This is a genomic window from Xylanibacter ruminicola, from assembly GCF_900142525.1.
In the GTDB taxonomy this organism is placed as follows: domain Bacteria; phylum Bacteroidota; class Bacteroidia; order Bacteroidales; family Bacteroidaceae; genus Prevotella; species Prevotella ruminicola_A.
In genome coordinates, this window is record NZ_FRBD01000021.1 from 20415 (window position 1) to 41813 (window position 21399).

17 protein-coding genes are annotated in these 21399 nt (G+C 49.5%); 13 read left to right on the plus strand and 4 right to left on the minus strand.

Annotated features, from left to right (window positions below):
- Genes sufD through BUB86_RS13400 form a run of 3 tightly spaced genes read left to right on the plus strand, consistent with a single transcriptional unit; the run spans nucleotide 1 to nucleotide 3231 of the window.
- The gene (gene sufD / locus BUB86_RS13390) at nucleotides 1–1362 is read left to right on the plus strand and encodes a Fe-S cluster assembly protein SufD (protein WP_073210371.1); all 1362 of its coding nucleotides are present in this window, start codon (nucleotides 1–3) and stop codon (nucleotides 1360–1362) included.
- Nucleotides 1363–1378: 16 nt separating this feature from the next.
- The gene (locus BUB86_RS13395; protein ID WP_073210373.1) at nucleotides 1379–2599 is read left to right on the plus strand and encodes an aminotransferase class V-fold PLP-dependent enzyme; all 1221 of its coding nucleotides are present in this window, start codon (nucleotides 1379–1381) and stop codon (nucleotides 2597–2599) included.
- Between the two features lie 2 nt (nucleotides 2600–2601).
- Complete coding sequence (locus BUB86_RS13400; protein ID WP_073210374.1) at nucleotides 2602–3231, plus strand: ribonuclease HII; 630 nt, start codon at nucleotides 2602–2604, stop codon at nucleotides 3229–3231.
- 1 nt (nucleotide 3232) lies between these two features.
- On the opposite strand, the gene BUB86_RS13405 is transcribed toward BUB86_RS13400, so the two are convergent.
- Nucleotides 3233–6100, minus strand: a complete 2868-nt coding sequence (locus BUB86_RS13405; protein WP_073210376.1) for a M16 family metallopeptidase — start codon at nucleotides 6098–6100, stop codon at nucleotides 3233–3235.
- Nucleotides 6101–6211: 111 nt separating this feature from the next.
- Between BUB86_RS13405 and gpmI the strand changes: the two genes are divergently transcribed.
- The 6 genes from gpmI to BUB86_RS13435 are packed head-to-tail and all read left to right on the plus strand — an operon-like array spanning nucleotide 6212 to nucleotide 11940.
- On the plus strand, nucleotides 6212–7732 hold the full coding sequence (gpmI, locus tag BUB86_RS13410; protein WP_073210378.1) for a 2,3-bisphosphoglycerate-independent phosphoglycerate mutase: 1521 nt from the start codon (nucleotides 6212–6214) through the stop codon (nucleotides 7730–7732).
- Between the two features lie 9 nt (nucleotides 7733–7741).
- Nucleotides 7742–8350: a hypothetical protein gene (locus BUB86_RS13415; protein WP_073210379.1), complete on the plus strand. Its 609-nt coding sequence runs from the start codon at nucleotides 7742–7744 to the stop codon at nucleotides 8348–8350.
- Nucleotides 8347–9012 carry a uracil-DNA glycosylase gene (locus tag BUB86_RS13420; protein ID WP_073210381.1) on the plus strand — a complete coding sequence of 222 codons (666 nt, stop codon included), beginning with the start codon at nucleotides 8347–8349 and terminating at the stop codon, nucleotides 9010–9012. The genes BUB86_RS13415 and BUB86_RS13420 overlap by 4 nt, the downstream gene beginning before the upstream one ends.
- Nucleotide 9013: 1 nt before the next feature.
- Nucleotides 9014–9502 carry a TRADD-N-associated membrane domain-containing protein gene (locus BUB86_RS13425; protein WP_139261625.1) on the plus strand — a complete coding sequence of 163 codons (489 nt, stop codon included), beginning with the start codon at nucleotides 9014–9016 and terminating at the stop codon, nucleotides 9500–9502.
- Nucleotides 9499–11301, plus strand: a complete 1803-nt coding sequence (locus tag BUB86_RS13430) for a caspase family protein (RefSeq protein WP_081373257.1) — start codon at nucleotides 9499–9501, stop codon at nucleotides 11299–11301. Before BUB86_RS13425 ends, BUB86_RS13430 begins: the two co-directional genes overlap by 4 nt.
- Before the next feature lie 6 nt (nucleotides 11302–11307).
- Nucleotides 11308–11940: a DUF3109 family protein gene (locus tag BUB86_RS13435; RefSeq protein WP_073210386.1), complete on the plus strand. Its 633-nt coding sequence runs from the start codon at nucleotides 11308–11310 to the stop codon at nucleotides 11938–11940.
- Here the strand turns inward: BUB86_RS13435 and BUB86_RS13440 are convergent.
- Nucleotides 11935–12798 (minus strand): AraC family transcriptional regulator, encoded by an 864-nt coding sequence (locus tag BUB86_RS13440; RefSeq protein ID WP_254795173.1) that lies wholly within the window; start codon nucleotides 12796–12798, stop codon nucleotides 11935–11937. The two genes, BUB86_RS13435 and BUB86_RS13440, sit on opposite strands and share 6 nt — an antisense overlap.
- Nucleotides 12799–12812: 14 nt before the next feature.
- A complete protein-coding gene (locus BUB86_RS13445; protein ID WP_073210493.1) occupies nucleotides 12813–15182 on the minus strand; it encodes a glycosyl hydrolase family 95 catalytic domain-containing protein in 2370 nt (789 codons plus the stop codon).
- An 88-nt stretch (nucleotides 15183–15270) separates the two neighbouring features.
- Here BUB86_RS13445 and BUB86_RS13450 point away from each other — a divergent pair, with 88 nt between their 5' ends.
- The 3 genes from BUB86_RS13450 to BUB86_RS13460 are packed head-to-tail and all read left to right on the plus strand — an operon-like array spanning nucleotide 15271 to nucleotide 18617.
- On the plus strand, nucleotides 15271–16107 hold the full coding sequence (locus BUB86_RS13450; protein WP_073210390.1) for a phosphate acyltransferase: 837 nt from the start codon (nucleotides 15271–15273) through the stop codon (nucleotides 16105–16107).
- Nucleotides 16104–17174 carry a butyrate kinase gene (buk, locus tag BUB86_RS13455; RefSeq protein WP_073210392.1) on the plus strand — a complete coding sequence of 357 codons (1071 nt, stop codon included), beginning with the start codon at nucleotides 16104–16106 and terminating at the stop codon, nucleotides 17172–17174. The genes BUB86_RS13450 and buk overlap by 4 nt, the downstream gene beginning before the upstream one ends.
- A gap of 15 nt (nucleotides 17175–17189) precedes the next feature.
- Complete coding sequence (locus BUB86_RS13460; protein WP_073210394.1) at nucleotides 17190–18617, plus strand: alanine/glycine:cation symporter family protein; 1428 nt, start codon at nucleotides 17190–17192, stop codon at nucleotides 18615–18617.
- 2 nt (nucleotides 18618–18619) lie between these two features.
- Here the strand turns inward: BUB86_RS13460 and BUB86_RS13465 are convergent, their stop codons facing one another.
- A complete protein-coding gene (locus BUB86_RS13465) occupies nucleotides 18620–19258 on the minus strand; it encodes an AAA family ATPase (RefSeq protein WP_073210396.1) in 639 nt (212 codons plus the stop codon).
- A 194-nt stretch (nucleotides 19259–19452) separates the two neighbouring features.
- On the opposite strand from BUB86_RS13465, the gene BUB86_RS17065 reads away from it, so the two are divergent.
- Nucleotides 19453–21387 (plus strand): PP2C family protein-serine/threonine phosphatase, encoded by a 1935-nt coding sequence (locus BUB86_RS17065; RefSeq protein WP_254795174.1) that lies wholly within the window; start codon nucleotides 19453–19455, stop codon nucleotides 21385–21387.
- Nucleotides 21388–21399 lie beyond the last annotated feature (12 nt).

Consider the following 21399-nt stretch of genomic DNA (forward strand, 5'->3'; position numbering starts at 1 on the left):
ATGATTACTTCAAGTGAGAATCAATATATAGAACTCTATAACGAGGCTCGGCAGATGATTTTCGATCATGCGCCTGAGTCGATGAACGCTATGCGCGATCAGGCCTTCGAGGACTTCCGCAAGCAGGGCTTCCCAACGAAAAAAGTGGAGCGCTATAAGTACACCGATATTCAGAAGCTCTTTGAGCCCGATTATGGTGTAAACCTCAGTCGCCTGCAAATTCCCGTTGATCCCTACGAGGCCTTTCATTGCGACGTGCCCAACCTCAGCACGAGTCTTTATTTCGTGGTGAACGATATGTTCTATCACGACGACAAGCCTAAAGGCCATCTGCCTGAGGGCGTGATTATCGGCTCTATGCGCGATTATCCCGAGTTGGTAGCTAAATACTACACCAAACTGGCCAAGACCAGCGAGGACGGCATTACAGCCCTCAACACCATGCTGGCCCAGGACGGATTACTGGTTTACGTGCCCAAGAACACGAAGGTGGACCGTGCCATTCAGGTTATCAACATCCTGAAGGCTACCCCACAGAACGCTCAGCGTGTGGTGCCCGACCTGATGGTGAACCGTCGTGTGCTCATCGTGCTCGAAGAGTGTGCCGAAATCAAAATGCTATTCTGCGACCATGCTGCCGACGACCGTAACTTCCTGGCCACACAGGTTATCGAGGCTTACGTAGGTGAGAATGCATCGCTCGACCTCTATTGCATGGAGGAGACACACCATAAGAACGTGCGCCTCAGCAACGTCTATATCGACCAGCAGGCCAACAGTCGTGTAAACCACAATGTCATCACCCTGCACAACGGTATCACCCGTAACAAGCTCGACCTGACCTTTAGTGGTGAGGGGGCCGAGTGCCAATGCTATGGTTGTGTGATTGCCGACAAGCAGCAGCATGTGGATAACAACACGCTCATCGTTCATAAAGTGCCTCATTGCAACTCGCAAGAACTCTATAAGTACGTACTCGACGACAAGTCGGTAGGTGCCTTTGCAGGTCGGGTATTGGTAGAACACGGAGCCCAAAAGACCACTTCGCAGATGACCAATCAGAACCTCACAGCAACTAAGGAGGCCCGTATGTACACCCAGCCCATGCTCGAGATTTATGCCGACGACGTGAAGTGTGCCCACGGCTCAACCGTTGGTCAGCTGAACGACGCTGCCCTGTTCTACATGCGTCAGCGCGGTATCTCTCTGCAGGAGGCCAAGCTGCTGCTGCAGAATGCATTTATCAACGAGGTTATCGACCACATGGAGCTTGAGCCTCTCCGCGACCGTCTGCACTACCTGGTAGAGAAGCGTTTCCGCGGCGAACTAAACAAATGCTCAGGCTGCAAACTCTGTAAATAACGCCCTCCCAAGAAATATGTACGATATCAATAAAATCAGGGAAGATTTCCCCATCCTTTCACGCGAGGTTTACAAGAAGCCGCTGGTTTATCTCGATAACGCGGCTACCACGCAGAAACCACTCATGGTGCTCGACGCTATGAGAGACGAGTATCTGAACGTGAATGCTAACGTGCATCGCGGCGTTCACTACCTCAGTCAGCAGGCTACCGACCTGCATGAGGCGGCCCGTGAAAAGGTGCGTGGATTTATCAACGCCCGCAAGATAGAGGAGATCATCTTTACCCGTGGTACTACCGAGGCTATCAATCTGGTGGCTCAGTCGTTCTGCGAGAGTCAGATGCAGGAGGGCGACGAGGTGATCGTGACCGAGATGGAGCACCACTCAAACATAGTAAGTTGGCAGCTCCAGGCGATGAAACGAGGCATTATCGTCAAGCATATCCCCATTACCGACGATGGTATCCTCTGTCTCGACCAGTTGGAATCGCTCATTACCCCTCGTACCAAGATTATCAGCGTAGCCCATGTCAGCAATGTGCTGGGTACGGTTAATCCTGTTGAGGAGATTATCAAGATAGCTCACGCCCACGGCATCCCTGTATTGGTAGACGGCGCCCAGAGCGCCCCCCACTTCAAGGTTGACGTACAGGCGATAGATTGCGACTTTTTTGCTTTCAGCGGCCATAAGATGTATGGTCCTACTGGCATTGGTGTACTCTATGGTAAGGAAGAGTGGCTCGAGAAACTGCCCCCATACCAAGGTGGTGGCGAGATGATTGACAAGGTGACTTGGGAGAAGACTACCTTTGAGCGCTTGCCATTCAAGTTTGAGGCAGGAACCCCTGATTACGTAGCTACCCACGGACTGGCCAAGGCCATAGAATATATTGATGCCATCGGCTTCGATGCCATCCAGCAGCACGAGCATGAGCTCACCCGCTACTGCATGGAGCAGCTGATGACCATCCCCGATATGCATATTTACGGCCCTATGGATGCATCGTTGAAGGATGCTGTTGTCTCGTTCAACGTAGGCAACATCCACCACTTGGATATGGGCACCCTACTCGACCGTCTTGGCATAGCCGTCCGCACAGGTCACCATTGTGCTCAGCCATTGATGGACCGTCTCAACATCAGTGGCACCGTTCGCGCATCGTTCGCCCTTTATAACACCAAGGAAGAGATTGATACACTCGTAGCAGCCATCCGCCGTGTTTCACAGATGTTCTAAATATGTTATTAAACAAATATTACAAAGGCAAGATTGAGGCAGGCTGCGACGAAGCTGGTCGTGGCTGCTTGGCAGGTAGTGTCTATGCAGCTGCAGTTATCCTGCCCGAAGGCTACGAAAACGAGCTGCTGAACGACTCCAAGCAACTCTCTGAGAAGAAACGCTACCAGCTGCGAGAGATTATCGAGCGCGATGCCGTAGCGTGGGCTGTAGGCATCGTAACACCCGATGAAATCGACAAAATCAACATTCTCAACGCCTCTATTTTAGCGATGCATCGCGCCTTAGATCAACTCAAGGTGCGCCCAGAGGCCATCATCGTAGATGGTAACCGCTTTAAACCCTATAAGGATCCCGCTGACGGCAAAACTTTGCCTTCTACCACCATCGTTAAGGGCGATGGAAAATACCTGGCTATAGCCGCCGCCAGCATCCTTGCCAAGACCTATCGTGACGACTATATGAACGAGCTGGCCAAGGAATATCCCCAATACGACTGGCTCTCAAACAAGGGCTACCCCACCAAGAAACATCGTGAAGCCATCAAACAATATGGCATCACCCCTTATCATCGCAAGAGCTACAATCTCTTAGGCGATGGGCAGCTGAGCATTGATTTCGGAAAGTTTTAATTTATCTGATAATATCTTCTTTCTTTAGTTCTACAACCTTGCCATAGCGAGCAAGGGCTTTAAGGTCGGTGAGTTTCTTATCACCGATGATGAGCCAGACGCGGTTATGATTGTTGGCGATGTGCTGCTGATGAAACTGTATGACATCCTGCATGCTGACAGTTGGTATCAGTCTGGCATCATCGGCATACATATCTTTGGTGTAACCGTTCATGCGCTGATTGGCTACGTAACCGCCCATATTGCGGAAAGTGGGATAGTTGTTTTGTATGTTGTTAAGTACTGATTGGCGGGCTGCCTCCAAGTTCTCTTCCTTCATAGGCATTTGGTGCAATAATGAGTCGATGGTGGTGATAACCTCCATGGTCTTGTCGACCTGAGTGCCTGTTGCTGTGAAGAAGGCTAACGGCTCTTGGGGGTATTTCATGAGACTTGCTGAAACACTCTGTCCATAAGTAGAATAGGCCAGTGAACGGAACTCGCGGACGTTCTGAAACAATACCGACGACATGCCGCCAGCAAAATATTTCTCCCATAAATCCAGTTTGGCACGCTGTTCGACTGTTGGCAGAGGGCTGATGCCATCGTAACTAACCACATAATTCTGGCGTGACTTTGGTACATTGTAGAAATAAACGATGGGCTCAGTGGGCTGCTGAATCTCACGGAAGGTATCGGCCTGTGGCTTCTGACATTGACTTAGTGGTAATGCCTGCTGTGCAATCATCGCAACATTCTCAACAGACTGGCGACCGCAATAGAACAGCTCGCAATCATATTGTTGCAATTCGCGGAAGAAACCTAATAGTGCGTCGCTCTTCAAGTCCTTAATCTCCTTCTTCGACAGTTGGTTGAGGTATTTCGATTTATCGCCATAGATGATATAGCTCAAGGCGGGACTAAGTACATCATCCTTCTGCTTTCCAAAGCTCTTGCGGTCTACCTTGTCAGCATCCTTCGCCTCCTTCAAAGCCTCGTCATCGCCCTTAGCAGCACTCAGAAAGTGAGCAAGCAACTGCAGAGAGGGAGCAAACTGATTATCGAGTCCTGTCAGACTCAGACTAAATGTCATATCACCTGAAGATACTTCTATTGTAGTGCCCAATTGCTGCCAAGCCTGTTCCAACTGCTGTTTCTTCAGCGAGTCGGTGCCCAGAGCGCTGATGTATCCGGAGAGTACGTTCAACGCAGGGGTATGTAGTTCGCCATCCTTGTAGCGAAGCGTGAACGTAAAGATCTCGTTCATCGGATTCTCCTTGTAATAAAGGGTAACATGACTGTTCAGCTGCTTTGTAGTCACATCCTTTTCAAAGTCTACGGTACGAATGTCGGTATTCTTCACAGGAATCTGTTCCAGCTGCTGGGCAAGGGCCGACTTGGCATCCAAATTCTTTGGCGAAATGGGCTTGTAACCGGGCTGTTTCAACGTCTCCTTGTTAGGTGTGCCGTATTTCTTCGAAAGTGTGATATGATTGGCATCGTAATATTTCTTGGCTGCTGCAACAACATCTTCCTTTGTCAAGCGCTTGATGCTTTCTATATTGTCGAGCACATCCTGCCATGTGCGACCTTTCGGAAATAACATAATCAGTTTATCTGAACGATCGCTGATTGTTTCAAGTTCCTTTTCGGCCTCCATCACCATCTCTCGTTTCAGCGATTCCATCTGTTCGGTACTGAAGTCGCCGTTCATCACCTTCTGTACCTGCTCCATCACACGTTTTTCGGCTGTCTTCATCTTACCGAAAAGGTTGGGAATAATCACAACGCCAGTGCCCGCAGCATCGTCTAAGCCTACGCTCATGGCGGCAGACATCATCACTTTATGCTCGTTTACCAGCGAGTCAAGAAGTCCTGCCTTACCATTATAAAGCAGTTTATTGGCCAGAGTCAGCGCATTGGCATCGGGTTCAAATTCCGTGGGTGCTTTAAACACTAAGACCTCGGCACCAACCAAAGGGATAGGCAACTTTACCTCGCAAACTTCCCCCTCACCAATTTCTGGCATCGGACTTTTTACGCGTTCTGGCGCTGGGCCGGTCTGCACGCGTCCAAAGGTCTGTTCCAGAAGCGCTGTTAGTGTAGAATCAGGTGTGATGTCACCACAGAGAATAAGACCCATATTTGAGGCTACATAGTATTTCTTGAAGAACTCTGCCATATCCGAAAGACGTGGGTTCTTCAGACTCTCTGTTGATCCAAGGATGGGATAAGCATACGGTTGGGCCTTGAAGATAGCGCCAAACACCTTCTCCTGTATGTCGCCCATACCATCGGCAGCTCTGTTCTTTTCTTCATATACATTTTCTAACTCTCCCTGAAAGCCTCGGAATACCGGTTTCATCAGTCGCTCTGAGTTGAGCCAGCACCAGTGCTCCATGAACTGTGGCAGGAAAGAGTTATAATAGAACGTTAGGTCGTAGCTTGTGGCGGCGTTCAGACCGCTACCGCCGTATTTCGAGATAAGACGGTTGTACTCATTAGGAATCGCATAGTCGGCGGCTTTGAGACTTAACTCGTTGATATGCCGCTGAATCTTGGTGCGCTCAGCATCGTTTTTGGTTTGCGATAGCAGGTCGTACTGAGCCGATATGCTGTCAAGCCAGGGTTTCTCCTTCTGATAGTCGATGGTACCCAGACGATCGGTGCCCTTAAACATAATATGCTCAAAATAGTGAGCGATACCTGTGTTGGGACAGTCTTTGGCACCAGCCTTTACCACCACGGCTCCAAACACCTTTGGCTGAGAGTGATCCTCGTTCAGCCAAACGGTCATACCGTTACTCAGTTTCAGCTCTTTTACCTGCAATTGGGCGTTGACACATAGACTTGTCAAAAATACCAAAATGGCGAATACGTAGCGTTTCATACACCTCTGATTTAAAGTTTATTTTCCATTTGTCGGGTCAAAGGTAGTAATAAATAGAAAAAAAGATGTAACTTTGCAGCGCAAATTAAGGTACTTTAAATTTTTTAGACAATGGCAAAGAAAGCATTATTGATGATTCTCGATGGATGGGGAATCGGTAAGCATGGTAAGGGTGATGTTATCTACAACACTCCAACTCCTTACCTCGATCTGTTGACAGCTACTTCAGCTCACTCTCAGTTGATGGCATCTGGTGAAGATGTTGGTCTGCCCGATGGGCAGATGGGTAACTCTGAGGTGGGTCACCTGAACATTGGTGCTGGACGCATCGTTTATCAGGACCTTGTTAAGATAAACCGCGCCTGCAAGGATGGCTCTATCATGGAGAATCCTCAGGTAAAGGCTGCTTATACATACGCTAAGGAAAACAATAAGAAGCTGCACCTGATGGGTCTGACTTCTGATGGTGGTGTACACTCTTCACTCGACCACCTGTTCAAGCTCATCGAGATTGGTAAGGCTTACGGTCTGAAGAATCAGGTGTTTGTTCATTGCTTTATGGACGGTCGCGATACCGACCCCAAGAGCGGTAAGGGCTTCATCGAGCAGGTATCAAAGGTTTGTGCTGACAACGAAGCTGCTATTGCCAGCATCGTAGGTCGTTTCTATGCTATGGACCGCGATAAGCGTTGGGAGCGCGTAAAAGAGGGTTACGACCTGATTGTGAACGGTACTGGCAAGCAGAGCACCGACATGGTTGCTGCTATGCAGGAGAGCTATGATGAGGGCGTTACCGATGAGTTCATCAAGCCTATCCACAATGCCGCAGTTAATGGTTGTGTAGAAGAGGGCGACGTAGTTATCTTCATCAACTTCCGTAATGACCGTGCTAAGGAGATGACTATCGCACTGACTCAGGAGGATATGCCAGAGCAGGGCATGAAGACTATACCAGGTCTGCAGTACTACTGCATGACTCCATACGATGCTAACTTCAAGGGTGTTCATATCCTCTTCCCTAAGGAGAATGTTGAGAACACACTGGGTGAGTATCTGAGCAAGCAGGGCAAGAAGCAGCTGCACACCGCTGAGACTGAGAAGTATGCTCATGTAACATTCTTCTTCAATGGTGGTCGCGAGGCTCCATACGAGGGTGAGGACCGCATCCTGGTTCCATCGCCAAAGGTTGCTACCTACGACCTGAAGCCTGAGATGAGCGCTTTTGAGGTGAAGGACAAGCTGGTTGCTGCTATCAACGAGGCTAAGTATGACTTCATCGTAGTAAACTTTGCTAACGGCGACATGGTTGGTCACACTGGTATCTACAACGCTATTGCCAAGGCTGTTTGGGCTGTTGACAACTGCGTGAAGGATGTGATCGAGGCTGCTAAGGCTAATGACTATGAGGCTATCATCATCGCCGACCACGGTAATGCCGACAACGCTATCAACCCTGATGGCACTCCTAACACAGCTCACTCACTGAACCCAGTTCCATTCATCTACGTAACCAACAATAACTCGGCTACAGTTAAGGATGGTCGTCTGGCTGACGTTGCTCCTTCTATCCTCCACATCATGGGCTTGGAGCAGCCTGCAGACATGACTGGCGAGAACCTGATTCAGGACTAAGAATAGAATATGACACAGCAGGACTTTCAGACCTATGTGGAGAAGTATAGCGACGGTATCGAAGAGATCCGACAGCATGCCCACATGCTTCACGATAGCGTAAACCAGCGCTACGACGAGAACCATCCATATAGTGTACACCTCGACATGGTGGCAGACTCGGTGTTTAAATACGGACACCAGGTCTGCCAACAGGAGGCTGATGTCCTGCCGTTGTTTTTTGGCGCATTCTATCACGATAGCATCGAGGATGCGCGTATGACCTATAATGATGTTAAAAAGGGCGCCAGCCACTTTATGAACGACGAGCAGGCCTATATGGCTGCCGAGATGGTATATGCGCTGACCAATGAAAAGGGAAGGACACGTGCCGAGAGAAGCAACGACCGCTACTATGCCGGCATACGCGAAACACCATACGCTCCGTTCTTAAAACTGTGCGACCGCCTGGCTAACATCACCTACTCATGTTCGATGTCGAACAAGATTAACAACCACATGAGGGAGGTTTACAAAAACGAGCTTCCTCATTTCCTGGAGGCAATCAATCCCCATAGCAACGACCCTCGGATGATTCTTCCACAAGTAATGATTGACGAAATATATAAGCAGTTATGAACGTGCAGATAGAAGAATCGTGGAAGCAGCATTTGCTGGGCGAGTTTGAGAAGCCATACTTTGCGCAACTGACAACAGCTGTGCGACAAGAATATCGAACTACAACGTGCTATCCTCCAGGCAAATTGATTTTCAATGCCTTTAACCTGTGTCCGTTTGACAAGGTGAAAGTAGTGATTATCGGACAAGATCCTTACCACGAACCGGGACAGGCCCACGGACTGAGTTTCTCTGTTCAGGATGGCATACAGTTCCCACCATCGCTGCAGAACATTTTCAAGGAAATACAAGCCGATCTAGGCAAAGAAATACCCACTTCAGGTAATCTTACCCGTTGGGCAGAACAAGGAGTGCTGCTTCTGAATGCATCGCTCACCGTTCGTGCTCATCAGGCTAACAGTCACTCGACATTAGGCTGGCAGAAGTTTACCGATGCCGCAATCCAGACACTTGCTGCCAATCGCGAGCATCTGGTTTATATGCTTTGGGGCGGCTATGCCCGTTCAAAGTCGTATATGATTGACAAGAATCGCAATCTGGTTCTGGAATCTGTTCACCCGTCACCACTTAGTGCTAACCGTGGTGGCTGGTTCGGCCAGCACCAGTTCTCTCGCTGCAATCAGTATCTCGAGCAGAATGGAATGACTCCTATCGAGTGGTAATATGAAATACCTATTGCTATTCTTTTTGATGTTAATGCCCGTAGTGGCTACGGCTCAGTTTGACGAGACTGGCCTCGACACCTTATATCAGCAATATATTACTGACGATGTAAAAGCACAACTTCAGAAGCATGAGGAATTAAGAATCCGTCTTGAACAGGAAGCGCAAGAACGGCAAGAACATCGCATGTGGTGGCATCTGGCTTTATTGGGCTGTGGCATCTGCTCGCTGATCACCACTGCAGGCATTTTCCATGCTGTATTCAAAGGCCAGGCCGATACGCCTTTGAGCAATAAGATAAAAGCAGGAGCCATCTGTCTGGCTGGAGGTATAACCATCTTCGTCATCAATGCCTTATGGCTCTATCTCTCTTTCGAGGCTACATTCCAAATAAAAAAGCTAGTATTATGCTTTATACTGTTAGCCCTAGGCATTGCCCTATGGATATATACTAAGAATATTAAGAAAAATAATACTGACGATTTATGAAAACAAGGTTTATCTTATTTATGATGCTGATAGTTGTTCCTGCAACTATGATGCCGCAGAATCTTTACCTGGATAATATTCAGAAAGCAGGGCAAGGTGATGCAGAAGCTCAGAACAATATCGGCAGATGCTATAGTCTTGGTATTGGTGTTGAGAAAGATAGCAAGCAGGCGCTGAATTGGTTTAAGAAGTCTGCTGCACAGGGGTATACAAAAGGTATTATCAATTGCGGTGTTTGTTATCAGCAAGACTGGAAATTCACCAAGGCTCGTAGCTGTTTCGAAGAGGCACTGAAGAAACATGATATTTCTGCGTACTACTTCTTGGGTAACTTGTATTCATCGCCCGTTTGGACAGATGGCATTGACCTGAAAAAATCCCTTGGGTACTTTCAACAAGGAGCCGCTGTTGGCGACTTCCGCAGTCAATACCAGCTTGCGTACTATTATAAAGTTGGTGTAACGGAATTAGCTCGAGACGAGGAGAAAGCTTTATACTGGTATGATCAGGTTATTTCCAATACAGACCAAAGGCTTGCCAATAAAGCTGCAAACGATGCATGTTATTTATGCATCATAAAGGGGGAATTTGACAAAGCAATTCAGTATGCAGACATAGCTATAGAGAAGAACAGAGGTAAAGACGTTAATGATTACGACACAAAGGGTGATGCATATATTGCAGGGTTGGAACGCCAGAATAAAAGCTATAGTTATAAGAACAAGATTGACAGTTGGTATAAAGATTTTGCTCCTTTGAAGGCTTATGGTTACTATGAGGGGGCCAAACAAATGCTGGCGAAATGCCTGCAGATGGATGCTAACTATGAAAAGAAAAATACAGCCTTCGTCAAGAAGATGAAAGAATTGGAATCAACTCCCCCCGAATGGTTGAAAGACACGGAGGTGATGGCAGCACTACATAAGCCCTCAGAAGGCGTATCGTCAGAATCCTTAGTTCAGCAGACTCCTGTTGGGCTGCAAGCCTCTACGTTACAACAATCAGTTGCGATACCTGTATCTATGGTTGATGAAAACATTCCAGTTTCTTCACAGACTGACGAGAATGTTTTTGTTGTCATCATAGGCAACGAGAAATATGAAGAAGAGGCCGAAGTGCCGTTTGCAGAGAATGATGCGAAGGTATTTTATGAATATTGTAGAAAAACATTGGGAATCAGCGAGAAACACATCCGTTTGTACCTCAATGCTGGTTATAATAATATCCGAAAGGCTGTGAGTTGGCTGAAGCAGGGAATGACTGCGTATGGAGAGAGTGGACGAATCATATTCTACTATGCAGGACATGGTATTCCCAATGAGACAGACAAGAGTGCCTATTTGTTACCAGTTGATGGTATAGGTCGCGATACTGAATCAGCTTATTCGCTTAGCAAATTATATCAGACTCTTGGTGAGATACCGGCACAGTCAGTCACTGTCTTCCTCGATGCCTGTTTCAGCGGAGCAAAACGAGATGGTCAGATGATGTCTTCTGCGCGTGGTGTCGCCATCAAAGCGAAACCTCAAGAGGCTAAGGGAAATATGGTTATCTTTACTGCAGCCCAGGGTGATGAGACGGCATATCCTTTCAAGTCGCAAAAACATGGGATGTTCACCTATTATTTATTAAAGAAATTGCAGGAAACTCAAGGCGATGTGACACTTGGAGAGTTGGGGGATTACCTGACAAACGAAGTGAAACGTGAGTCGTTTGACGAGAATAATAAAATCCAGACGCCTACAGTCATTCCGTCTTCGGCAATGATGAATCAATGGCGCACTATGAAATTGAAATAAAAAAGTATGGAGAAACTACCACCAATTATACAAGTAGGCGATGTGCTACTCTCGTCAGAGATACTCACCGAGAAGTTTTGTTGCGACCTGAGCGTTTGCAAGGGCGAATGCTGTGTTGAAGGCGATGCCGGAGCTCCTGTAACGATGGAGGAGATTGCCGAGATCGAAGAGTGTGTTGATACCGTATGGGAAGACCTCTCTGCTTCAGCCCAGGCCGTCATCGATAAGCAAGGCATAGCCTATACTGATAAGGAGGGTGATCTGGTGACCAGTATCGTTGGCGGCAAGGATTGTGTGTTTACCTATTATGGCGACATTGAGGATTGGAACACGCATATGCCCATCAAGAACTGCTGCCTATGTGCATTAGAAAAGGCTTACAGAGCAGGAAAAACCCGCTTCTGCAAGCCTATTAGCTGCGCCTTATATCCTATTCGCGAGAAACGCCTAGGCGACGGTCTCATCGGACTTAACTACAACCGTTGGAATGTATGTAAAATGGCCATCGCCAAGGGCATACAAGAGAATCTGCGTCTTTACCAGTTTCTCCGCGATCCACTGATTCGAAGATTTGGTGAAGCGTGGTATCAGGAATTGCTGGACATGGTAGACGAGCTGAAGAAGCAGGGCTACCTATGATTTCCTGTACTTAGAGGGTGTCATGCCCACATGCTCCCTAAAGTATTTACCTAAGAAACTCTGGTTGGGGAAGTTCATATCCTCAGCTATCTCCTTGATCGACTTTGTCGAATTCTTAAGCATGACGCGCAGTTCCAACGTTACATAGCTCTCAATCCACTCAACGGCTGTACGCCCGCTGATACGCTTCACTACCAGCGACAGATACTTTGGCGTGATGCAGAGTTGCTGAGCATACCAGCTCACGCGGCGCTCGCGCTTACAGTTGTCCTGAACCAGTCGTAGGAATCGGGTGAACACCTTCTCTGAAGGAATCTGCACCTCGCCATAGTTACGGGCTCTGTAGATGATGTTACCCACATCATAGAACATAGCCAGCAGCAGGGTACGTATCAGGTCCTTACGGAAGTGGTTGCACGTATCGCTTATTTTCTGTTTGATCACAGCAAAATACTCCTTAAATGCTTCACATTCCCGCTGCTCAAGCTTCATAACCGGTTGAGTACGGGCAAAGACGAACAACGAGCTTACATCGTGAACCGACTTGATAATCTCGTGGAAGAAGTTAACGCTCATCATGATACACAATCCCTCCATCGTAGGCGAAGGCTTGTAGCCATCTATCACTTGGTGTTCGCTTACTATCAGAATATCGCCCGCATTAATAATCTGCTCCTTGCTGTCGATACGATACCTCAGGCGGCCACGTGTGCAGAGTCCTATCAGGATGAAGTTCATCTTCCTGGGGTCTTTAGGCATCGGGGCCTTGTTGATGCTGTCAGACAGCATCAGATCGTTGTCGAGCGATACCGAACCTTCCCAGGCTTGTGCCTTGGAAAGGTCAGAATCGAGTATCATAGTCTTTTGTTTCCTTACCATGTTTTAATGTTCTGAGTTTGTCCTGCCTTGAACTTTACAGTTTTCTGCTGACCATTATACATCAGGGTAATAGTTCCTGCATTCTTGGCTTTGATGCTGCAATTGCGCACATAGCCGCCTTTCCACTCAAAGCTTACCTCATATCCACCGCGTGCACAAAGACCGCTCACGTGGCCTTCTTTCCACGCCTTAGCAGCTGCAGGCAGCAGTTCGATGGTGGCCTTGCCGTCCTTGAGTGAAGACTGCATCAGCATCTCGCACACGCCGGCTGTACCGCCAAAGTTACCATCAATCTGGAAAGGTGGGTGAGCATCAAACAGGTTGGGATATGTGCCGCCACCCTTGTGCCAGTTCTTCCAGATAGCACCCTTTGAGCCACGTGGCGCAATAGGTGTAAGCAGTTTCTGGTAGATATGATAGGCCTGCTCGGGCTTGTGCAGACGGGCCCAGAGGTTGATGCGCCAACCAGTACTCCAACCAGTGGTCTTATCGCCCTTAATCTCCAACGAACGCTCAGCAGCTTTCTGCAATGTAGCATCAGTAAGATGATTACCAGGATAGAGCCCGATGAGGTGGCTCTGATGACGATGCTGGAAATCCCAGTCATCCCAGTCGAAGTACCACTCGTTCAGGTCACCCATGTGTCCGATGGTATACGGATGCAACTTGGCCAGTGCCTGTTCCATCTCCTTGTTTTTCTGTCCAAGAATCTTGCCTGCAGCAATGGTGTTGATAAACAGCTCGCGGATGATAGCAAGATCGGCAGTTCCGCCATAGCAGGTAGTACCGTGATAGCCTTTATCGGTCTTATACTCGTTCTCGGGCGATGTACTCGGAGCCGTAATCAACTCACCCGGCTGCTTAGGATTCTCAATCAACCAACGCAAGCAGAACTGAGCTGCACCCTTCATCAGCGGATAAGCCGTATTGCGCAGATACTCCTTGTCCTGAGTAAACTGATAGCGCTCCCACAGGGTGTTTACCAGCCAGGCGCCACCCATGTTCCAGTTCGACCACTCCGGGCTTTCGTTCTTCTCGCCTACGGGGTTGGTCATGGCCCAGATGTCGCTGTTGTGACTTGAGCACCAGCCTTCTGATATGTTATAATAGTTCTTGGCAGTATACTTTCCATTGGCAGCAAGTCCTGCGATAAAGCCATCCAGCGGTTCAGCCATCTCAGCCATGTTGGCCACGAATGCTGGCCAATAGTTCTCCTCCAGGTTGATGTTCACCGTATAGTTACCACGCCAGGGCGACCACAGCTGTGGAGCCCAGAGGCCCTGCAGGTTGGCAGGCACATTCTTGGTGCGCGACGATGAAATGAGCAGATAGCGGCCGAACTGGAAGTATAGTTCCTCGAGATAAGGAATCTGCTGGCCACCGTTGGTATAATCCAGCAGAAGCTGGTCTGTTGTAAGGCTAGGATAACGAGCATTGCTAGTATAACTGGTTTTACCTGATAGTCTTATTTTTACACGGTCGTAGATGGCCTTATAGTCAACCAAATGGCGTGCATAGAACTCATCGAACGTCATGTTCTGCGTATGCCACATGTCGTTAGTCACCATCTCCAGATAGTTGGCGCCCTCACGAACGGGGTGCTTGTCGAAGCCGTTAAAGCTTGTCTCGTTGACGATGTAGATGATAGCCTCCTTGGCCTTGCTGATGGTGAGCGAGGAGTCGCTGGCAGCCATCTCTCCGTCGGTCTTCACGCTGAGCATGGTGCAGAAGTGCGTGCTCTCCTGCGGATTGCCTGTAGCGTGTCCGGTCATAACCAACTGCCCCAGCGTGCTCTTTACCTGGTGTGGTACCTGGGCTGTCAGGGCTATCTGGCAGTTAATGTCACCGCGCAGTCTGATGGCAATCAGCTTATCAGGATTTGATGCGAAATACTCTCTTGTTATCAGTTTGCCGTTACGCTTGTAGCTGTCGCGAACTATCGCAGAGTCGATATCCAGTGTGCGCTGATATTTGGTAATCTCGCCCAGACCCAGATCCTTGATATGCAGCGTACCAAGCGGCTGATAGTACTGCGAGTTAGGGCCCTGAACGTGCAACTGCAACGAGTCGGCCAACTTATAGTCCTCCTTAAACAGCGCCTCACGTATGGCCGGAATCCACTTGTGGGCGTCGGCATCCAGATTGCGGTCGACAGGTTTACCCGTCCACAGCGTGATGTCGTTCAGATAAATAATATCATCATCTGTTCCACCATACACCAGTGCACCTAGCTTTCCGTTTCCAATGGGTAGCGACTCCTCGAAATAAGTAGCAGGTTTGTCGTACTGCAGCACCATCGGTGCTTGCTCCTGTGCCATTGCTGTTTGGCAGAGTAAAGCTGATAATAGTAGATAATTCCTCATAATTTTGTTCATTTTATCGGTTTCTGTTTGCAAAGATACGAAAAAGTTTGTATATTTGCGGCATAAAACAATAAAAAATTGTAGACCTATGCAGTCAATTAGGAATCTGAACGATATGATTGTCTTCCTGCAACAGCGGGGCGACCGTAAACGTGTAGCCGTAGTTTGTGGTAACGATGCCTCAACCCGATATGCAGTAGAGAAAGGCAAGGAGATGGGATTTATCGAGCCGGTCTATGTAGATGGCGACGATAAAGACGAGTGTGCCCGTAGAGCAGTAGCCCTGTGTAAAAGCGGTGAGTGCGATATCCTGATGAAGGGCCTGATCAACACCGATGTGCTGCTACGCGCCATATTAGACAAGGAGAACGGCATTATGCGCCCGGGCCACGTGCTAACCCACGTTGCCATGGCCGAGATACCCAAGTACGAGAAGCTGCTGTTCTTTACCGATGCAGCCGTGATACCCGTACCCACCGAGGCCCAGCGCCGCCAGCAGATACATTACGTCAACTACATCTGTCATGCACTGGGTATCGAAGAGCCCCGCATCTCGCTGATACACTGCGCCGAGAAGGTGAGCGCCAAGACGTTCCCCTACACCGTAGACTATCTCGAAATCATTGCCGAGGCACAGACTGGTAAGTTCGGACGTTGCATCATCGATGGTCCGCTCGACCTGAAGACCTCGCTCGACTCAGTAAGCCTTCGCGAAAAGGGCATCCACAGTGTGATCGACGGACAGGCCGATGCGCTGATATTCCCCGATATTGTGGCAGGAAATGTGTTCTACAAGACGTTGACGCTCTTCGGCTATGCCAAGACAGCAGGCGTGCTGCAGGGCACCCAGTGTTGCTGCGTGCTGCCATCGCGTGCCGACAGCCCCGACTCTAAGTATTATTCTCTGGCTCTGGCTGCAATATGAAGATACTTGTTATCAACCCAGGCTCTACTTCAACTAAAATGGCGGTGTTCGACGACGAGACTTCGGTGCTCGTCCGTAACATCGTACACTCATCCGAAGATCTGGCCCACTTCGACGATGTGATTGAACAGCAGGACTATCGCCGCCAGCTCGTGCTCGACGAGCTGCAGAAGGCCGATATCCCCGTCGACTTCGATGCCGTGATAGGCCGAGGCGGACTGGTCAAGCCGCTCGAAGGAGGTGTCTACGAGATTAACGACCTTATGATTCGCGATACCCACAGCGGTATCGCCCTGCATAACCACGCTTGTAACCTGGGCTGCCTGATAGCCCACGAGATAGCTGCCACCATCCCTGGCTGCCGATCGTTTATAGCCGATCCAGGCGTCGTTGATGAGCTGAACAGCTATGCCCGCATATCAGGCTCGCCGCTCATGAACCGCATCTGTATCTGGCACGCCCTGAATCAGCGCGCCATCGCCCGCCGCTATGCGGCCGAGATTGGCAAGGAGTACGAAGACCTGAATCTGATTATCTGTCACATGGGTGGCGGTATCTCTGTGGCAGCCCACGAAAAAGGGCGCGCCGTTGATGCCAACAACGCCCTTGATGGCGAGGGCCCATTCTCGCCCGAACGTGCCGGCTCGCTGCCCGCTGCCGACTTGATTCGCCTCTGTTTCAGCGGCAAGTACACAGAGAAGCAGCTGCTGAAGCGTATTGCCGGCAAGGCAGGTCTGAACGCCCATCTGGGCACTAACGATGTGAAGGAGGTGATACGTCGTATCGAGGATTATGGCGATGAACACGCCCGACTGATTCTCGATGCCATGATATATCATGTGGCCAAGGCCATCGCCTCGGAGGCTGCCGTGCTCTGCGGCCAGATTGATGCCATACTGCTTACTGGCGGATTGGCCCGTTCAGAGTATGTGGTCAGTCGTCTTCGTAAGCGCGTAGCATTTCTGGCGCCCATCCGCTGTTTCCCTGGCGAGGACGAGATGGAAGCCCTGGCCCTTAACGCCCTAGCCGTACTGCGAGGCAAACGCAAAGCCAAGGAGTACGTATAAACACGATTTCTGATTATGAACGAACTTATAACCTCTATAAATGATGTGATATGGAGCTACGTGCTGATGGTGGCTCTGGTGGTTTGTGGACTATGGTTTACGTGGCGCACACGCTTTGTGCAGTTCCGCATGGTGGGCGAGATGATACGCCTGCTCACGGAGTCGGCCGTTGATACCGTAGGCGACCAGATAAAGGATAACGGAGCCGTAGGCAAGAAACGCCACATTTCATCGTTCCAGGCCTTTGCCGTCAGCGTGGCCACCCGAGTGGGCACGGGCAATCTGGCCGGTGTGGCTTCGGCCATCGCCATTGGCGGTCCTGGTGCTGTGTTCTGGATGTGGCTCATCGCACTGGTAGGCTCGGCCACGGCATTCGTAGAGTCTACCCTAGCCCAGCTCTACAAGCAGAAGCACAAGGACTCGTTTATCGGCGGACCCGCCTACTACATCCAGAAAGGTCTCAAGCAGCGCTGGATGGCAGTGCTGTTTGCTATTCTCATCACCCTGCAGTTCGGCCTGTCTAACAACTCCATCCAGGCCAACACCATCTGCGGAGCCATGCACGAGGCTTTCGGCTGGTCGCCGGCATGGGTTGGCGCCGCACTGGCAGCCATGGCCCTGTTCATCGTTTTTGGCGGCATTCAGCGCATTGCCCAGGTCAGCTCGGTGCTGGTGCCCGTCATGGCAGTGGGCTACATCATCCTGGCCCTGATTATCATCATCATGAATATCCACCTGATTCCGCATGTGTTCAAGGTCATCGTGCTCGATGCCTTCGGCTTTAGCCAGATAGCCGGTGGCGGCATCGGTGCGGCCATGATGAACGGCATTAAGCGCGGCCTGTTCTCGAACGAGGCTGGCGAAGGCAGTGCGCCTAACGTAGCAGCTACAGCCTCGACCACCCACCCCGTTAAGCAGGGTTTGATTCAGGCGCTGGGTGTGTTTACCGATACGCTGCTTGTTTGCTCGTGTACGGCCTTTATCATCCTTATCAGCGGATTATACCAAGTGCCCGAGCTGAACGGCATAGCGCTCACGCAATCGGCCTTACAGAGCGAGGTAGGCAGCGTTGGCCCCATGTTCATCGCCGTGGCCATCTTCCTCTTTGCCTTCTCGAGCATCATCGGTAACTACTATTATGGCGAGGCCAACATCCGTTTCATCACGCCAAATACTACGGTGATGACGGCCTATCGCATCGCCTCTGCAGGCCTGATGGTCGTCTTCGGCGCCATAGCCAGCTTTGAGTTGGTGTGGAACATTGTCGACTTCTTCATGGCCGGTCTCACAGCCTGCAACCTGGTGGCCATCGTGCTCCTGGGCCGCTACGCCTTCCGCCTGCTCGACGACTATCGCCAGCAGAAGCGCAGAGGCATAAAAGAACCCGTCTTCCATCGCAGTCAGTTGCCAGAGATAGAAGACGAGTTGGAATGCTGGGATTAGAGTCAGCCTATGTATTTCAATATCAGGTCAACAGCCTCTTCTTCGCTCTTACCTTCCATATTGATAACCAGATCGTAGTTACGAGTGTCGTAGCGCGATGTCTTGGCAAAGTTCTTCACATACTCCTCGCGCATCTTGTCAACCCTGTTGATGGTTTTCTTAGCCTCTTCCTCACTCAGTTTCTGATGCTCCATCACACGCTTGATGCGGCACTCGATGGGAGCCTGAATAAGAATGCTGATGTGATTAGGATGTGACTTCAGTACGAAGAAAGCCGAACGGCCTGCAATAATGCACGATTCATCCTGAGCCATACCCAACAGTATCTCCTTTTCGGTTTGGAATATCATCTCGGTAGTCAGAGTCTCAGGCTCGTCATCTTCTTGATTTAAGAAGAGATTCGGATTAATAGCCTGACCTATACCTACCACGCGCTTAAAGTTGGCCCACCAACTGTTGCTCTGGGCCTTCAGGCGCTCAATCTCAGCCACAGAGAGATTATACTTTTCCTGCAAAGCCCTGATAAGTACCTTGTCATAGAATGGTACTTCAAGCCTTTCTGCCAACAAACGTCCCACGGTACGACCACCACTACCTAACTCACGGTTAACTGTGATCACAAATTTCTCGTTCCTGTTCATAATATTTTATCTGTCTTTAGTTATATAATATCGTGATTATGTCCATAAAAATAGGTCTTCAGAGTGCAAATATAATAAATTATGTCTACATATCCAACTTTTATTAAGAAAAATTAATTTTTTCTCAAATCATCTTCAACTTACAAAATATTTTTCTTAACTTTGCACACAGATACAATCCAAAAGAAATAATCATGAACAAATCACATTACCTTCTGACATTCATCCTCATCGCATTTGTGTGTGCATGTAATCAGCCACACGGAAACAACAGGCAAGAAACAGCCATTTCATCACAGAAGAAAGACATCAACTGGAGCGATTCGGCTCGTAAGCGCTATGCAAAAGTGGCATATTACTATAACAACAACATCCACGACTCGCTGGTAATGGCAGTGCCGGGCGAGCTCGAGTTCTGCAAGGAACACGAACTATGGACCGACTACTACGATGCCTGGATGCTGCTAGGCGAGGAATATAACTTCAGCGGCGAACACAGAAAGGCCATTGCAGTGGCACAAGATATCCACAACGACGCCGCAAAGCGCGGAAACAATTACGGACTGACAGCTGCCGAATTCATTAAGGCGCTGGTTTACAACAGCCAGCTTAATCACGAGGAGTCGGCACGCAGTTTCGAGCGGGCACTCAGCAGTTTTCCAGACGATGCCGACCCCTTCCTGAAGAACACCATCTATGTGTACTACTCAAACGAGTTGAAAGACATAAACAATCCCGAGAAGATGCACCAGATGCTGGATGAGTGGAAAAACTATATCGACAAATGCCAGAGAGATTCTACTATCCCGAGCAGACAGTTCGACAACTGGCTATACTATTACCACCACTCCTGCTACTACTATTATCTCAAGCAGAAAGATCTCGACAAGGCCGAACAGCACGTTGACTCTGTAGTAAAGTATCTGGATAAGACAGGATGGTCGCAGATAACGCGCAACGAGATTCTCAGCTATAGGGTGCAGTTAGCCATAGAACGCAAAAAATTTACCGATGCACTGGCATTCAGCAACCAGCAGCTACCTGGTGCCAAGGAACTGGATATCAATGCCTACTCAGAGATTCTGAAACAGCGCTCAGAAATCATGTCGAACCTGGGCCAATGGAAAGAGGCATACGGCTATCTCGATCAGCACTACGAGATTGTTGACTCGCTCACCCAGGCCGAGACACGCCAGCAGTTAAACGAACTGAACAAGCGTTTCGAGATTGACGAGCTGAAGATGCAGGCCGAACGGGAGAGGATACAGAACGAACGACAGCGTATGTACCTGTTGGCCATTATCGGAATCATCGTGATGATAGCAGTGGTAACATTTATTTTCGTGCGCCAGCGCACTGCCCGCCGCTTGGCAACACTGAAGGCCGAGCAAGACCGCATAGAGAGCGAACTGAGCATTGCCCGCGACATACAGATGTCTATGGTGCCCAGCACCTTCCCACAGCGCGACGGACTGGATATGTATGCCTCGATGACGCCGGCCCGAGAAGTTGGTGGCGACCTCTACAGCTATGTCATGCACGACGACCTGCTATATTTCTGTCTGGGCGATGTCAGCGGCAAAGGTGTACCCTCTTCATTGTTTATGGCCCAAGCCATCCGACTGTTCCAGACCATGGCCAACCAGAACCTACAGCCGGCGGATATCTGTACAGAGATGAACGAGGCCCTGTCGGGCAAGGACAACCAGAGCGGCATGTTTATCACCATGTTCGTTGGTCTGCTCAATCTGCGCGACGGCCATCTGGCGTTCTGTAATGCCGGTCATAACCCGCCTGTTATCGGAGGGACACCGTCGCACGGCGATTTCCTCGAGATGGAGTCCAACGCCCCGTTGGGTCTTTGGACCGACTTGCAGTACATTGGCGAAGAGGTTGACACCATCAAAGGCCGTCCGCTCTTTATCTATACCGATGGACTCACCGAGGCCGAGGACTTCGAGCAGCATCAGTTCGGCGAGGAACGCCTGCTCCGCATCCTACGCAACACGCATTTCGAATCGTCTCAGCAAGTGATAGAAATACTGGCCGCCGAGGTCGAAAATCACCGCTACGGCGCTGAACCCAACGACGACCTCACCATGATGTGCATCAGGGTATCATCCGTGTAAAAGAAATCATCG

Excerpts from the sequence above, each read along its gene's own strand:
- sufD (WP_073210371.1), top strand. The coding sequence starts at position 1 with ATGATTACTTCAAGTGAGAATCAATATATAGAACTCTATAACGAGGCT.
- BUB86_RS13395 (WP_073210373.1), top strand. The coding sequence starts at position 1,379 with ATGTACGATATCAATAAAATCAGGGAAGATTTCCCCATCCTTTCACGC.
- BUB86_RS13400 (WP_073210374.1), top strand. The coding sequence starts at position 2,602 with ATGTTATTAAACAAATATTACAAAGGCAAGATTGAGGCAGGCTGCGAC.
- BUB86_RS13405 (WP_073210376.1), bottom strand. The coding sequence starts at position 6,100 with ATGAAACGCTACGTATTCGCCATTTTGGTATTTTTGACAAGTCTATGT.
- gpmI (WP_073210378.1), top strand. The coding sequence starts at position 6,212 with ATGGCAAAGAAAGCATTATTGATGATTCTCGATGGATGGGGAATCGGT.
- BUB86_RS13415 (WP_073210379.1), top strand. The coding sequence starts at position 7,742 with ATGACACAGCAGGACTTTCAGACCTATGTGGAGAAGTATAGCGACGGT.
- BUB86_RS13420 (WP_073210381.1), top strand. The coding sequence starts at position 8,347 with ATGAACGTGCAGATAGAAGAATCGTGGAAGCAGCATTTGCTGGGCGAG.
- BUB86_RS13425 (WP_139261625.1), top strand. The coding sequence starts at position 9,014 with ATGAAATACCTATTGCTATTCTTTTTGATGTTAATGCCCGTAGTGGCT.
- BUB86_RS13430 (WP_081373257.1), top strand. The coding sequence starts at position 9,499 with ATGAAAACAAGGTTTATCTTATTTATGATGCTGATAGTTGTTCCTGCA.
- BUB86_RS13435 (WP_073210386.1), top strand. The coding sequence starts at position 11,308 with ATGGAGAAACTACCACCAATTATACAAGTAGGCGATGTGCTACTCTCG.
- BUB86_RS13440 (WP_254795173.1), bottom strand. The coding sequence starts at position 12,798 with ATGATACTCGATTCTGACCTTTCCAAGGCACAAGCCTGGGAAGGTTCG.
- BUB86_RS13445 (WP_073210493.1), bottom strand. The coding sequence starts at position 15,182 with ATGAGGAATTATCTACTATTATCAGCTTTACTCTGCCAAACAGCAATG.
- BUB86_RS13450 (WP_073210390.1), top strand. The coding sequence starts at position 15,271 with ATGCAGTCAATTAGGAATCTGAACGATATGATTGTCTTCCTGCAACAG.
- buk (WP_073210392.1), top strand. The coding sequence starts at position 16,104 with ATGAAGATACTTGTTATCAACCCAGGCTCTACTTCAACTAAAATGGCG.
- BUB86_RS13460 (WP_073210394.1), top strand. The coding sequence starts at position 17,190 with ATGAACGAACTTATAACCTCTATAAATGATGTGATATGGAGCTACGTG.
- BUB86_RS13465 (WP_073210396.1), bottom strand. The coding sequence starts at position 19,258 with ATGAACAGGAACGAGAAATTTGTGATCACAGTTAACCGTGAGTTAGGT.
- BUB86_RS17065 (WP_254795174.1), top strand. The coding sequence starts at position 19,453 with ATGAACAAATCACATTACCTTCTGACATTCATCCTCATCGCATTTGTG.